General features: G+C 62.2%; 12 protein-coding genes. 5 read left to right on the forward strand and 7 right to left on the reverse strand.

Annotated elements, in window-relative coordinates:
- Nucleotides 1-86: 86 nt before the first annotated feature.
- Nucleotides 87-1,061 carry an alpha/beta fold hydrolase gene (locus R9B84_RS31980; protein ID WP_423761441.1) on the forward strand — a complete coding sequence of 325 codons (975 nt, stop codon included), beginning with the start codon at nt 87-89 and terminating at the stop codon, nt 1,059-1,061.
- Nucleotides 1,062-1,146: 85 nt separating this feature from the next.
- Here R9B84_RS31980 and R9B84_RS31985 read toward each other — a convergent pair whose 3' ends face one another.
- The gene (locus tag R9B84_RS31985; RefSeq protein ID WP_039354670.1) at nt 1,147-1,851 is read right to left on the reverse strand and encodes an SDR family oxidoreductase; all 705 of its coding nucleotides are present in this window, start codon (nt 1,849-1,851) and stop codon (nt 1,147-1,149) included.
- Nucleotides 1,852-1,985: 134 nt separating this feature from the next.
- Between R9B84_RS31985 and gcvA the strand changes: the two genes are divergently transcribed.
- Nucleotides 1,986-2,879 carry a transcriptional regulator GcvA gene (gcvA, locus tag R9B84_RS31990; protein WP_423761442.1) on the forward strand — a complete coding sequence of 298 codons (894 nt, stop codon included), beginning with the start codon at nt 1,986-1,988 and terminating at the stop codon, nt 2,877-2,879.
- 16 nt (nt 2,880-2,895) lie between these two features.
- Here gcvA and R9B84_RS31995 read toward each other — a convergent pair whose 3' ends face one another.
- From R9B84_RS31995 to R9B84_RS32020, 6 genes are all read right to left on the reverse strand, one after another.
- Nucleotides 2,896-3,492: a pyridoxamine 5'-phosphate oxidase family protein gene (locus tag R9B84_RS31995; RefSeq protein WP_423761443.1), complete on the reverse strand. Its 597-nt coding sequence runs from the start codon at nt 3,490-3,492 to the stop codon at nt 2,896-2,898.
- 94 nt (nt 3,493-3,586) lie between these two features.
- Nucleotides 3,587-3,778 carry a hypothetical protein gene (locus R9B84_RS32000; protein WP_423761444.1) on the reverse strand — a complete coding sequence of 64 codons (192 nt, stop codon included), beginning with the start codon at nt 3,776-3,778 and terminating at the stop codon, nt 3,587-3,589.
- Between the two features lie 12 nt (nt 3,779-3,790).
- The gene (locus tag R9B84_RS32005; RefSeq protein WP_423761445.1) at nt 3,791-4,990 is read right to left on the reverse strand and encodes a PLP-dependent aminotransferase family protein; all 1,200 of its coding nucleotides are present in this window, start codon (nt 4,988-4,990) and stop codon (nt 3,791-3,793) included.
- Between the two features lie 250 nt (nt 4,991-5,240).
- Nucleotides 5,241-6,200: a hypothetical protein gene (locus tag R9B84_RS32010; protein ID WP_423761446.1), complete on the reverse strand. Its 960-nt coding sequence runs from the start codon at nt 6,198-6,200 to the stop codon at nt 5,241-5,243.
- A gap of 106 nt (nt 6,201-6,306) precedes the next feature.
- Nucleotides 6,307-7,950 carry a DUF2334 domain-containing protein gene (locus tag R9B84_RS32015; protein WP_423761447.1) on the reverse strand — a complete coding sequence of 548 codons (1,644 nt, stop codon included), beginning with the start codon at nt 7,948-7,950 and terminating at the stop codon, nt 6,307-6,309.
- 12 nt (nt 7,951-7,962) lie between these two features.
- On the reverse strand, nt 7,963-8,268 hold the full coding sequence (locus R9B84_RS32020; protein ID WP_423761448.1) for a hypothetical protein: 306 nt from the start codon (nt 8,266-8,268) through the stop codon (nt 7,963-7,965).
- Between the two features lie 614 nt (nt 8,269-8,882).
- On the opposite strand from R9B84_RS32020, the gene R9B84_RS32025 reads away from it, so the two are divergent.
- The 3 genes from R9B84_RS32025 (at nt 8,883) to R9B84_RS32035 (ending at nt 12,892) form a co-directional block, all read left to right on the forward strand.
- Nucleotides 8,883-9,158: a hypothetical protein gene (locus R9B84_RS32025; RefSeq protein WP_423761449.1), complete on the forward strand. Its 276-nt coding sequence runs from the start codon at nt 8,883-8,885 to the stop codon at nt 9,156-9,158.
- Between the two features lie 81 nt (nt 9,159-9,239).
- Entirely contained in the window at nt 9,240-11,201 is a 1,962-nt protein-coding gene (locus R9B84_RS32030) for a glycosyl transferase family protein (protein ID WP_423761450.1), read from the forward strand.
- Nucleotides 11,198-12,892 carry an NfrA family protein gene (locus R9B84_RS32035; RefSeq protein WP_423761451.1) on the forward strand — a complete coding sequence of 565 codons (1,695 nt, stop codon included), beginning with the start codon at nt 11,198-11,200 and terminating at the stop codon, nt 12,890-12,892. The genes R9B84_RS32030 and R9B84_RS32035 overlap by 4 nt, the downstream gene beginning before the upstream one ends.
- Nucleotides 12,893-12,911 lie beyond the last annotated feature (19 nt).

The raw sequence follows: 12,911 nt of genomic DNA on the forward strand, positions 1-12,911 counted from the left end.
GGACGTCGTTTCACGGTCGCTCCGAAAACACGAGACACGCGCACGCTCGACAGCCTCTCCCCCACATGCGAAACGGAGTTGCCGACATGACTACCTCAACCGATTGCCGGTACGAAGAATCGTCGTTCTCGTCGGACGTTGATGGCGCCAGGATCTTTTTCCGGAAATGGGCGCCGTCGACAAGCGGGACACCGCGAGCGGCCGTGCAGATCACGCACGGGATCTGCGAACATGGCGGCCGCTACGATCGATTCGCCCGTTATCTGGCGGCTCGAAACTACGCCGTCTTTGCGCTTGATCTGCGCGGACATGGCCGTACCGCCGGCGTCGCTGCATTGGGGCAAGCCGGGCTCACTGCGTGGGCCGACATGACGAGCGACATCGCCCAGCTATCCCGCATGATCGGGACGCAGTTTCGCGACCTGCCCTTGATTGCATTCGGCCACAGCATGGGCTCCGCACTCACGCAATCGCACATCCAGAACCACGGCGCACTTCTGGCAGGCGCGGTACTGTGCGGCACGCTGGGTGCATTGCCCGGCATTGACGACGACGCGCTGGCGAAGCTCAGGGTCGTGGCGCATTCCGACGACGGCAACCAGCCCGCCATGCTCCTCGGCGAAGTGCTGCAGGCATTCAACGCACCGTTCGTTCATCACGGGCAACCATCGACAGGCTGCGAATGGATGACTGCGGACCCGGTCGAGATACAGCGCTTTCTGGACGACGAACTCTGCGGCAAGCCGTTTTCCAACAGCATGCTGTACTCCGTGATCGAAGGCTTCCGCAGCCTGTGGATCCCTGAGCATGAATCGAGAATCCCCACGGACCTGCCGATTCTGGTGGTAGCCGGAAACTGCGATCCGGTTGGCGAAAATACGCTTTCGATCCAGTCGCTAATTGCCCGTTACATGCGCCAGGGGCATCTGGCACTGACCTACCGGTTCTATCCCGGCGACCGGCATGAAATATTGAACGACCAAAACCGGGACCTGGTTCACCACGATATCGATGCGTGGCTCGAAAGCGCGCTGCTCCGCCGACAGCACGAACCAACGTAAGCCGATCCCTGGAGACGAAGCAGGCGGCGTTCTACGACTCGAAGGAATGGCGAGCGGCCCGCGCCGCCGCTCGCCGATATGACGCTCAGAGCGCCTTGACGATCGCGCCGTCGACGCGAATGTTCTGCCCGGTGATGTAGCCCGCGCCGTCCGACAGCAGGAACGCGACTGTCTTCGCGATCTCGCCGGTCTTGCCGAAACGGCCGGCCGGAATGCGCGCGACGATCTCCGGCGTTTCCGGCCAGCTGTCGATGAAGCCCGGCAGCACCGCGTTCATCCGGATGTTCTCGGCCGCATAGCGTTCCGCGTAGAGGCGCGTCCACGCGCTCAGCGCCGCGCGCAGCGCCGACGACACCGGCATCGGCTGCTCGGGCGCGTCCGCCGCGAAGCTCGAGATGTTGACCACCGCGCCGCCGCCCTGCTTCTGGAAGATCGGCGTCACGCGGCGCATCACGCGCACGACGTTCAGCAGGATCAGGTCGAGCCCCGCGTGCCAGTTGTCGTCGGTGATCGCCAGCAACTCGCCCTTCGGCGGATGCCCGGTGTTGTTCACGACCGCGTCGATCCGGCCGTAGCGCGCGACCGTCTCCTGTACGAGCCGGTCGATATCGGCTTCTTCCGTGACCGAGCCCTGGATGCCGAACCCGCCCAGTTCCTCGCCGAGCGCCACCGCGCTGCCCGACGGCGACATCAGCGCGACGCGATAGCCCGTCGCCGCCAGTTCGCGCGCGATCGCCGCGCCCATGCCCTTGCCCGCCGCCGTGATCAACGCCACTTTTTCTACAGTCACGATCCGCTCCTCGTTCGAAACCTGCCGCCGCGCAGCCGCCATTCGGCGCGCCATGGTGGTAATGTAGGCGCATCACAGACGACTGTCGAACCAGTATTTCTGCCTCCAGACGATAGTTTTTCTACAGCCTGACCATGCCGCCTCGCCCTTCCCGCCTGCCGCCGCTGAATGCGCTTCGTGCGTTCGAAGTATCCGCGCGGCACCTCAATTTCCGCGCCGCGGCCGACGAGATCGGCGTGACGCAGGGCGCCGTCGCGCAGCAGGTGCGCCATCTGGAAGACGTGCTCGGCCTGAAGCTGTTCGAGCGCCTGCCGCGCGGCCTCGCGCTGACGCACGACGGCGCCGCGTATTTCTCCGACGTGCAGCGCGCACTGCACGCGATCGCCGATGCAACCGACAAGCTCGTGAAGCGGCGCGCGGCGCTGACGATCAGCACGACGCCGTCGTTCGCATCGAAGTGGCTGATCCCGCGGCTCGCGCAGTTCACCGACGCACATCCCGACTACGACGTGCGCGTGATCGCCGACCCGCAGCTCGCGACGTTCCGCCACGACGGCGTCGATCTCGCGATCCGCTACGGCAAGCCGCCGTTCGGCAAGCATCTCGCCGCGCATGCGCTGTTCCCGCTCGATGTGTGCGCCGTTTGCAGCCCCGCGCTGCTGGCCGCGCCCGCGTCACCGCGTGCGCTCGCCGGCCACGTATTGCTGCACGATGCGCACGACCTGTGGCCCGAGTTCATTGAAGCGATGCCCGAGCCTGTCGATATCGATCCGCACAAGGGGTTGCGCTTCAACCAGACGTCGCTCGCGATCGATGCGGCCGTGGCCGGCCAGGGGATTGCGCTCGCGACCGATCCTTTGGTCGAACGCGATATCGCCGCAGGCCGGCTGTGCAAGCCGTTCGATTTCGCGTTTCCGCTGTCGGTGGGGTTCTATCTCGTGTATCCGGCCGAGCGCCGCGACGACGATGCGATCGCCGTGATGCGAAACTGGATGATCGGGCAGGCGGCGGCGGACGAGCGGCCTTGAGCGGCCTGCGTCCGGATCAGGGAGCAATCCAGCGGCCTTCGCAGCCGCTTTCGTTCAAGTCGAATGCCGCTCGACGATGGCCGGTGCGCGCGAGTTCGAGCCAGTCGATGCGCTTGATGGTCATGTGGATCAGGCAGAAGTTTTCATAGCCGTCGCCGGTCGGCGCGGTGCCCTGGCTCGCCGGGACATGCGCTTCTTCAGGCGAGGCGACCGGCGTGCCGGGCGGCAACGGTGCGCGATACAGCAACAGCGTATGCGGACGGCTCGATTGCCAGATTGCGCGCCGCTGCCCGTCGTCGTCGCAGATCGACGCAACGCCTTCCGCGCGAATCTGCACGAGCGCATCGAGATCGTTCGCGACGATCGAGATGCGCGGATCGCGGCGCAGCTCCGCGACTTTTTCCGAACGCGCATCGGTATGAAACGACAGCACGCGATCGGCGCGGCTCACCTGGCGCAGCACGATCGTACGCACCTTCGGTGCACCATCGAGGCCGAGCGTTGCCGCCTGCAGCATCGTGAACGGCGAGCGCTGCACGCTCACGCCGGATTCGAGGCAGGACCAGAGGCGGTCGTACGTTTCGTTGAGCGATTCGGAGGCTGAGTCGGACATAAGGGGCGGCGGCGATCGGACGTGTGTCGATCGCGCAAGCTTAACCGTTTGCTTCGGCAACGGCTCGCGTGCAATGCCGCCGCGTTCGTGCCATTCAGTTGTAGCCGAGTACGACCGGCGCCGCATCGCCGGCATCGGTCGTCGGCTCCGCGCCGAAACGGCCGAGCACGTCGGCCACATACTGCGGCCCCGCGCTGATCTGCGACGAGCGATGCTTTGCCGGCCGGTTATCGCCAGCGACTGACGCTGCGCCCATCGATGCCGTTTCGTTGACGGTGATATTCACGTTCATGTCTCCTCACGCGGCCAGCGCCGCACCATACGCGCGCACGAGGCGCGCGACGCCTTCCCGGATCGCGTCGACGTCCGGCGCGGCGAACGACAGGCGCAGCGATGCCGCGTCGACGTTGTCCGCGAAGAACGCCTTGCCGGGTACGAACACGATCTTGTTGGCGATCGCCTGTTGCAGCAGCACGTCCGACGACACCGCGCCGATCCGTGCCCACACGAACATCCCGCCTTCCGGGCGATGGAATTCGATCGCATCGCCGAAACCGTCGCGCAGCGCGTCGCACATCGCGTCGCATTTGCGCTGATACGCGGCCGTGATGCGCGGCAGATGGCGTTCGAGCGCGCCGTCGGCCAGATATTCGGCGGCAGTGGCCTGCGTCCACGGCGTGCTGCACAGGTCGACCGTCTGCTTCGCGATCACGCAGCGCCGCGCGATCTCGGCCGGCGCGATCGTCCAGCCCACGCGCAACCCCGGCGCGACGATCTTCGACAGGCTCGCGAAATGCACGATCCAGTCGCGCGCGCCGTCCACTTCGCCGGCGAGCGCGAGCATCGACGGCACGGCTTCGCCCGCGAAGCGCAGGTCGCCGTACGGATCGTCCTCGATGATCAGGAAACGGTATTGCACCGCGAGACGCAGCAGCTTCAGCCGGCGTTCGCGCGTGAGCGTCGCGCCGGTGGGGTTCGCGAAGGTCGGGACGGTGTAGAGCAGCTTCGGCTGGGCGATCGCGCCGGACGCGAGCTGTGCGGCGAGACGATCGACGTCGAGGCCTTCGCCGTCGACCGGGATCGTCACGATGCGCGCCTGCTGCAGACGCATCGCCTGCAGCGTCGCCGGATAGGCCGGTTGTTCGGTCAGCACGACGTCGCCGGGCGACACCATCACGCGCAGCAGCAGGTCGAGGCCCTGCTGCGATCCGGTCGTGACGAGCAGTTCGGCCGGTGTGCACGCGACGCCGCGACGCGCCATCAGCGCGATCAGTTGCTGCTTCAGTTCGGCAAGGCCGTCGGTCGGGCCGTATTGCAGGCAGCGGACGGGCTGCGCGTACGCGCGTTCGGCGGCCGTGTTCAGGCCGTCGACGTCGAACAGGTCGCTGGCCGGATAGCCGCCCGCGAAGGAAATCATCCCCGGTTCGGACAGGTACTTGAACAACTCGCGAATCGGCGAGCCGGCGGGATTCTGGAATGAAGGAGTGAACGCGTACATGTCGTCGTGAGCTGGATGGCGCGGACGGCCGGGATAGCCATCCGGTGCCTGCCGCCGTGATGCTTCTGGCGCCGCGGCGGCGAATTCGAGCCACGATTGTCGATAGTCATTAAGGCCGCGGCAAACGATATCTATGCACTAGGTCTTGCGGTTTGGTCATTAAATGGGGCTGTCGCGGCAATTCAATGCAGCCGATTGTTTCGTCGCGCACGGCCCTTGCCTGCCCCTGTTTACCGGGGGCGAAGCAGGCTCAGCGCTCCGTACCGGCAGCGGGTGGCTTGGCCGTCCGTGTCATGAGCGCGCGCGTGAGGTCGTCCGACACATAGTGGGGACCATCGAACAGATAGACTTGATAGCCGCGATAAGCCAATAGCTGCTTGCTCAATTCCTCGGCGCTGGCAGAACGGAATCCGCCATGCTCGGCTGGCCGGAAGGCCTCGGCGATGACCCGCACGCGTCGTTTGCCCAGGCGTGAAGTCAGCTCGTCGAGGTACGTACGCGCGACGGATGGCTCTCGGGCATAGACCCCGCAGCCGTCCTGGAAAAACACCCCGACGTCCGACGGCAGCCACGATGCGAGCCAGTCAGCCAGTGTTTTTCCGCCGATGTTGGTCTGGTCGTAGACGCTCACCCAAAGCGGCCGAGGCAGCCGCTGCAGGATCTCGGCAAGCTTGGGCGCCTCCTGCCAGGTCGGATCGATTTCGACCGGGAAGTAGTAGCCGGCGACATGCAGCGGGACAGGTACGCGCACCACCTCCGCGGACTGGTCCGCGAGCGTCGCCAGGTGGGTGCGCGCACGTTTTTCGTCCTGGTAGCCGGCCAGGCCCAGGATGACGTTTCTGGCCCACGGCTCGCGACCGATGCGTTGCCAGTCGGGAAGGTGCGCCGCGGTAGGGATACGGGTGTTGGCAACGTACGCGGTATCGTCGACGACGGTCCATTGGATCAACAGATCGTGTACGCCGAGCATCTGCCAGTTTCCGACGGGATTCGTCGTCGTGTTGTCCACCTGCCAGACGATGCCGTCGGCGCGAACGTCGTGCGCTGTCCAGCTGCATGCTGCCACGACGATCGATGCGCCGATGGCCGCGAGCGTCGCCGCCCGGGGCGAACGCGGCGCGTCAGCGCGGCGGCGCCGTCGGCCTGCCAGCCGAAACCGGCCCATACGCTGTTGGATCTTGCGCAAAGCCGGGATCGCGTACGTGGTCATCGCTGGCTCCCCGGAAGCATGCTTGCGCGTCATCGTAGCCGATCAAACGCAAACGTGCGACCCGCATTTTCGATGCGGGTCGCACGAGGTTGCCGCCACGTTCACGTCACTTGGCCGTCGTGCCGTCCACCCACTTGTAGCCGAGATTCGTAATGCCGGTGATCAGGCTCTGGAAGTCCTGGTAGGCCGGTAATCCGAGATCGGGTTCAAGCCAGTACGGATGGAAGAAGAAGGACGCGAAACCGTCCCGCACCGCCAATCCGTATTGAGCATTGGTGACGATTGTCTGCCACGAGTACGTGATGCACGAGAACGGGTCGATATTGCAGATGTTGTACTGGATACTGCCCAGGTTCTCCGGGATGATCCGCTGCCCGTAGTAATCGGAGTTGATGATGTACGGGAAGAACTGCCCGGCTGAAAAGTCCTGGTTGGGCGCCCCCGTTCCGAGTTGCGGCTTGGTCGCGGTGTAGTAGACGGCCCGCTGGAACGTCGTCGGGAACGTGAGGGCTGTGGCCGCCGCTGCCAACGGCGACACCTGGTACTGCGGCGCGGCCCAGCCGACGATCTTGTAGCCGTTGGTCGTGAACTCGAGGATGCCGTCGGCCATTCTGCCTTCCGCCCATTGAATGGAATCCTCATCGACGGGACGGTTCTGGACCGCATACCAGAACTCATAGTCGCTGCCGCTGACCGCAGTGAGAAGATTCGGCGTCGAATCGTACTGGTGCGTAAGGCCGTGCATCACGATCGAGCCGCCGCGCGCGATCGCGTAGTTCAGCGAACTCTTGAGGCCTGTTGCCTGCGCAAGATGGATCGTCTCCGGGACGCCGCCGGTGTAATAGCCGTTCGGATCCGTATACACGGGAATGGTGGCCATCGTGAACGGAATCCTCTTCAAGTACAGGTAGTCCGTGAGCCTTTTCATCGAACTCGTCGTGGTATACGCGTCGAGATCCTCCAGACGTACGAGAGCGCGGTGATTCACCGGGGCATTGGTCTGCAGGATGTCGTGCAGGATGTCGCATATCACCAGGTATCGATCCGTCGGCCCGATGTAGGAAAACGGCATGTCCGCGAAATACCAGAACTTGCCCGAGCGCATGATGTATGGCGTGGTTGCGCCGCTCTTGCTGTTCTTGATGGTGACGAGTGCTTGCGCCTTGGTGGCATCGACGATCTGGGTCAGCCCGACATCCGGGTCCGCACTGATGGCGCCGGTCGACGCGTTATACGCGTAGTACTTGACCATCGACAGGTTCTTGTACGTCACCGTGTCGTAGAAGCCGGGATTCGGATTGCTCGACGAAGGCGTCGTGTTCAACCCGGCAATGCCTTGAAAGCTGAACCCGAAGGTCTGGTTGAAGGTGTACGCCGTGTTCCATGCCAACTGCCACAAGTTGTACTTGAACCAGACCACGGTCTTCGTGGTGGTCATCACGTCGCTCATGAACGCCGTCGGGATCGGGTTGTTGTAGTAGTCGCCGATATAGAACGTGACGTCGTGGTTCGTCACCATTCCGGCCGTGTAGTTCTGTATCGGAACCAGGTCGACCGTCGCGTTGAAATGGCCAAGCAGGTTCCTCAACATGATGCTGTACATCAGGCCAAGCTTCGAATACGGGTCGTTGGCCGGGTTGTCGTACAGCACGAGCGTATGTGCCGTGGTGGCCTGCGCGTGCGCCGTGCCCGGCAACGTCATTTGCGCGAGTCCGGCAAGCAGGGCTATGACAAGCAAGATCTTTTTCATGGCCGTTTCTCCCTAGTCGCGTTGCACGTTGCCACCGGCTTTCTTGACGGATTTCAAGTTGAACTTGGGGCGCCCCGTCTCCTTGTATGCCTTCTCCCATTCCTCGTCGGACATACCCGGCTTCACCACGGCCTGGGCGGAACCGTTCGGCAACGGAGGCGGTTTGATCTTTACGGCAGATGAATTGCCATTCCCCTGCGCATTCGCATCCTGCACGGCGACGGTGAAGGCAAGCGCAGAGATTAATGTGACGAGTGACCCGACAGTGCTAAATCCGCTCCGAAAATATCGATTGCGATGAGAAATCATGATTTTCATCCTTTGATATACAAAATAAATCCATCTCGTTAACGAAACGAGCACGGCAGTGCCGCCGTTCATAATCAGGGTGTTATGTCTTTAATTATTCCTGCGCACCTGATGCCAGACAAAAATCCAGGAAAGGAAGTTTTTATATTCAAGCTAGAACCGTACCATCGGTCGCAAATGGGCACGGGATCGAGACACTGAAATCGGCGCGTCATCGCGATCCAGAATTGTTGCGATAAAACGTTTCAGGTGTGCAACGTATCCGCTGTCGAAGCTGTCATCTGACAAACAAGTGAGTCTGCTCGGACGATTCAGGGAAAACCATTTCTTCCCAACGCTTCGCGGATAGCGACTCGGCAATCGACTCGGGTGGCTCGCATATGTGATGGCGACTGGAGCGGCTGATTTTTTCTGGTTCGCCGTCGATCTTCCCGGTCAGCAATTGCTGGAATCGCGTGGCGATTTCCCGATGGCGGCAGCCAGGGTTTGGCAACGGGTCTGCAAATTACGTTTCATCGGATCAATCGACCCCGTGTTTCAGCACTGAAACGTTTGGCTCGGATTCGGTGTGCCGATCTTGTGCGGCACCCCGCGACGCCCGGACGGTCAAGGGTGGAACGGCAATGGCGCGCGACTTGCTTTGTCACCTGTGTATTGAAACGACGGTACGCAGGGAGCGTTGCGAGAAACTGGATCGAGAGCGACCGCAAGCATTAATGGTGCAGGATCCATACTGGCAGGAAACGGAAGCAAGCGAGGAAAGTCCATTTCAAAAGTCATCCACTGAACACGTTTCATTTTTAATGATATTACGTGATCGCATCGATAAAGATCAACGCCGACAGAGTCTTTTTCGAGTGAAGGGATTTATTTTGCCTCAAGCCGCGAAGTGGGAGTGACGGGGTCGACGAGGACGGAGAGATTTTCGTCCTGCGTCGGTACAGGGAGAACAATCAAGCACAATACAAAATCTCGGGGAAATGATGGATAACGCAATATGGACTGCATATTTATATGCATTTGACATTATCGCCATTTTGACCGCGATCGTCATCCTGATAAGTACACTGGATGACCTTACGCTTGACGCCTGCTACTGGTCATTCGAAATCGGGCGGATGCTGCGTCACGAAAAAACGCAGACTATCGATATCGGCATGCTGCGCGCCGAGGAAGAGCGCTATCTCGCACTCATGGTGCCGGCGTGGAAAGAATATGACGTGATCGCCAAAATGATTGAAAACACATTGGCGACCATCGAATACCAGCGATATGTCATCTTCGTCGGAACCTATCACAACGACGCAGAAACCACGGCGGAAGTCGAACGGATGGTTCGCCGGTATCCGGGCCGGGTGACGCGCGCAACGGTCATGAACGACGGGCCGACTTGCAAGGCGGACTGCCTGAACTGGATCATCGAAGCAATCCTGCGTTACGAAACGACGCATCGTATTCAGTTCGCGGGCGTCGTGATGCACGACTGCGAAGATGTCATTCATCCGATCGAACTCAAATACCTCAGCCATGCCGTTGCGGATAGCGACCTGGTCCAGCTTCCTGTTCTGTCGTTGCCGCGGAAATGGAACGAGTTCGTGGCCGGATGCTATCTGGACGACTTCAGCGAAACGCACCAGAAGGATGTGCCGGCGCGAGCCCGCCTGACCGGCATCGTCCCGGGCGCCGGCGTTGCATCCTGCTACAGCAGGCGCGCCATCGAAGCGGCGATGAAGGAACGCAACGGCTGTCCGTTCAACACCAGTTCGCTGACCGAGGATTACGACTTCAGCTTCCGGCTGAGAGACCTGGGCATGACAGAGACGTTTGCCCGCTTTCCGCTTTCGGATATCACGCACGATGCAGGGGCCAAGCGTGCAAATGGCAGAGCCGCCAATCGAAACCTGCTCGCCACGCGCGAGTATTTTCCAAAAACATTTCGCACCGCATATCGGCAGCGTGCGCGCTGGATCCTCGGCATTGCCTTTCAGGGGTGGGAGCAACTCGGCTGGAAGGGGGATTTCCGCACCCGCTACATGTTCTTCCATGACCGCAAGGGTATCGTCACATCATTGTTTTCAGTGATTGCTTACGGTGTACTGATCAATTTCCTGGCGATTGCGGCCCTTCAGAAATTCGGTCACGTCGTTCCCGTCAGCACCTCTCTCGTCACGACGAGCAACTGGATGGCTCCGCTGCTGTGGGTGAACACCGTCATGCTGTTCGCCCGCGCCGGGCAGCGCTACTACTTCGTCAGCAAGCTGAACGGCCCGGTCCAGGGGCTGCTCTCGATTCCGAGGATGTTCGTCAACAACCTGATCAATTTCTACGCGGTTTGCCGCGCGTGGCGCATCTATATCGGCCACCTCGTCAGCGGCAAGCCCATCGCCTGGGACAAGACCAGTCATACCTACCTGTCGAACGAACAGCTCGGGAAAGTGCGTCTCAAGGTCGGCGAGATCCTGGTCGGTTGGGGCGTGGTTTCACTGGAGCAATTGCAGCGAAGTCTCGAGAAACAGCTGACATGCGGCAAACGGCTGGGCGAGCTGTTGATCGAAGGCAGCGCGATCTCCACCGAATCGCTGGCGGACGCGATCGCCGAGCAAGCGGAACTCCCGCGGGTAAGCCTGGGCAATGTGGCGGTCGGCCACTTCGCGGATTCGCTGGCATTCGAGCTGCAGTACGCGTATCGGGCCGTCCCGTTTTCGACCGCAGACGACGGAACGCTGAACGTGGCGGTCGGGCGCCCGCTCACGCAAGACGAACAGGATGTCGTGCGTCGCGGCGCCAGGACGAACGTTGCCTATTTCATTGCCTGCGATGTGGAGATCGCAGCCGAACTCGCCCGACACTCGCGCTTCGTCGAACTCGCACGGGCACGCGACGGCGAAGACGCGACGTCGCAGGGATCTCCGATGAGGCGACCTTCCGGAGAACAGGCATGAAACGCTCCAGACTCCCGATCTCGGTCGGCCTCAAGCGCTGCGCCCGGTCGAGCGCCTTGGCGATCGCCGTGTCGCTGGCCTGGCAAGCCCCGGCGTACGCCACGCAGCCGCTCACGCCGAAAGCGTATCGGCTCGCCGACGGCGCATACAAGGCGATCGGCACCGGCGACCTGCCTCGCGCGGAGGACTATGCGCAGCGCGCCCTCAAGATTCAGCCCGGAAGCGAGCAACTCGGATTGCTGCTCCTGGACGTATTCAAGCGAGAAGGAAAAATCGACGAAGCGGACGCCATCGTGGGATCGCTGCGCGTCCGTTTTCCGAAGAGCGCGGCAGTACAGGCGGAGCATGGCTACCTGGCGCAGCGGCAGAAGCGTTACGACGTCGCGTGCAGCGATTTCTCGGCCGCCGTCGAGACGGGCAAATGGAGCAAGGAGCAACAGCGCAACCTGCGTCTCGCATGGTTCGACAGCGCGCTCGCGGCGAATCGCCTGCATGAAGCCGGCGTTGCGCTGGCGCCGCTGGCAGATGAAAAATCCGCCGTGATTCAGTTGCGTATCGCGCAGTTGAGCTTGATGTCGGGCGATCGCGAAAGCGCCATCCGCGTGGCGGACCTCGCGGCCCGCGACGCGTCGACGGACGCCGAGCGGAAGATGGCCGTGTCGATCGTGACTCAGGCTCAGCAACCCGAGCAGGCGCCACAAATACCGATGGACGATACCGCGACACGGAAGTTGCAGCAGGCCTATGACCTGCTGCGGGAACACAAGGATCGCGAGGCGCTCGACGCGTTCCAGGAGGGCTTCGACGGCGGAGCCGGCAACGCGATGAACTACGCGGACGCAGGTTATGCCGCCAAGCGTATCGGCTTGAACGAGCAGTCCGTCGAGCTGTTCGAGCACAGTCTCGACGCCGATGAAAACGAACACACGTTCGATGCGCAGCACAAGTTCGGCTATCGGCGCGAAGTCGAGCAACTTCAGCGCACCTGGGGCTTCGTGCTGAGCGCGCCGTACCAGTCGGCCGCGTTCGGTCCGCAAGGCACCATCAGCGTGTTGCAGCCGGGTATCGAGGCGTACTGGCAGCCGCCGAAGATCGGCTACCAGAACGGGCGCATTCTCCAGTTCTTCGTGCGCGGATACGGCACGGCATACGACGGAGAAGGCAACGTGACCGGCATGCCGACCGTGCAGGGGTCGGTTGGGGTGCGCTACAAGCCGATACCCGACCAGAACGTCGTAATGACCGCCGAGCGGCTTTTCCACGTCGGCAGCCTGTCGATGACGGACTGGCTGATGCGCCTCGGCTATTCGTCGGAAGCGGGCACCGACCTGCGGGTCACCGAACCGAGCTGGCGCAGCTGGCAGGCCTATGTCGAAGGGGCGTACTTCATCAAGGCAGGCCGATACATCATCTATTCGGAGTTGCGTTACGGGCACACCTGGCGTTTGACGGCGCTCAGCGATCGGCTGACCGTCTACCCGCATGCCGCGGTGGCCGGCGATCACGACAACCGCCAGCCGGACAAGACGGCAATCGGCGCGGGGCCCGGCATCCAGTTTCGGTACTGGTTTCGCGAAGGCAGGTATAGCGCACCGGCAAGCTATCTCGATGTCACGGTGCAATACCGGTTTCCATTGACGTCAGCGGCACGCGCACGTGGTCTCGTGGTACGCGCGACATTGTGGTTCTAACCAGCGACGCTGACGCTTA

The sequence above is a fragment of the Burkholderia sp. NLJ2 genome (genome assembly GCF_049487195.1).
GTDB lineage: Bacteria > Pseudomonadota > Gammaproteobacteria > Burkholderiales > Burkholderiaceae > Burkholderia > Burkholderia pyrrocinia.

What these genes read in the sequence shown, in the direction of transcription:
- R9B84_RS32015 (WP_423761447.1), bottom strand. Translation starts at nt 7,950, where the DNA reads ATGAAAAAGATCTTGCTTGTCATAGCCCTGCTTGCCGGACTCGCGCAA.
- R9B84_RS32020 (WP_423761448.1), bottom strand. Translation starts at nt 8,268, where the DNA reads ATGAAAATCATGATTTCTCATCGCAATCGATATTTTCGGAGCGGATTT.
- R9B84_RS31980 (WP_423761441.1), top strand. Translation starts at nt 87, where the DNA reads ATGACTACCTCAACCGATTGCCGGTACGAAGAATCGTCGTTCTCGTCG.
- R9B84_RS32005 (WP_423761445.1), bottom strand. Translation starts at nt 4,990, where the DNA reads ATGTACGCGTTCACTCCTTCATTCCAGAATCCCGCCGGCTCGCCGATT.
- R9B84_RS32035 (WP_423761451.1), top strand. Translation starts at nt 11,198, where the DNA reads ATGAAACGCTCCAGACTCCCGATCTCGGTCGGCCTCAAGCGCTGCGCC.
- R9B84_RS32025 (WP_423761449.1), top strand. Translation starts at nt 8,883, where the DNA reads ATGGCGCGCGACTTGCTTTGTCACCTGTGTATTGAAACGACGGTACGC.
- R9B84_RS31995 (WP_423761443.1), bottom strand. Translation starts at nt 3,492, where the DNA reads ATGTCCGACTCAGCCTCCGAATCGCTCAACGAAACGTACGACCGCCTC.
- R9B84_RS32010 (WP_423761446.1), bottom strand. Translation starts at nt 6,200, where the DNA reads ATGACCACGTACGCGATCCCGGCTTTGCGCAAGATCCAACAGCGTATG.
- gcvA (WP_423761442.1), top strand. Translation starts at nt 1,986, where the DNA reads ATGCCGCCTCGCCCTTCCCGCCTGCCGCCGCTGAATGCGCTTCGTGCG.
- R9B84_RS32030 (WP_423761450.1), top strand. Translation starts at nt 9,240, where the DNA reads ATGATGGATAACGCAATATGGACTGCATATTTATATGCATTTGACATT.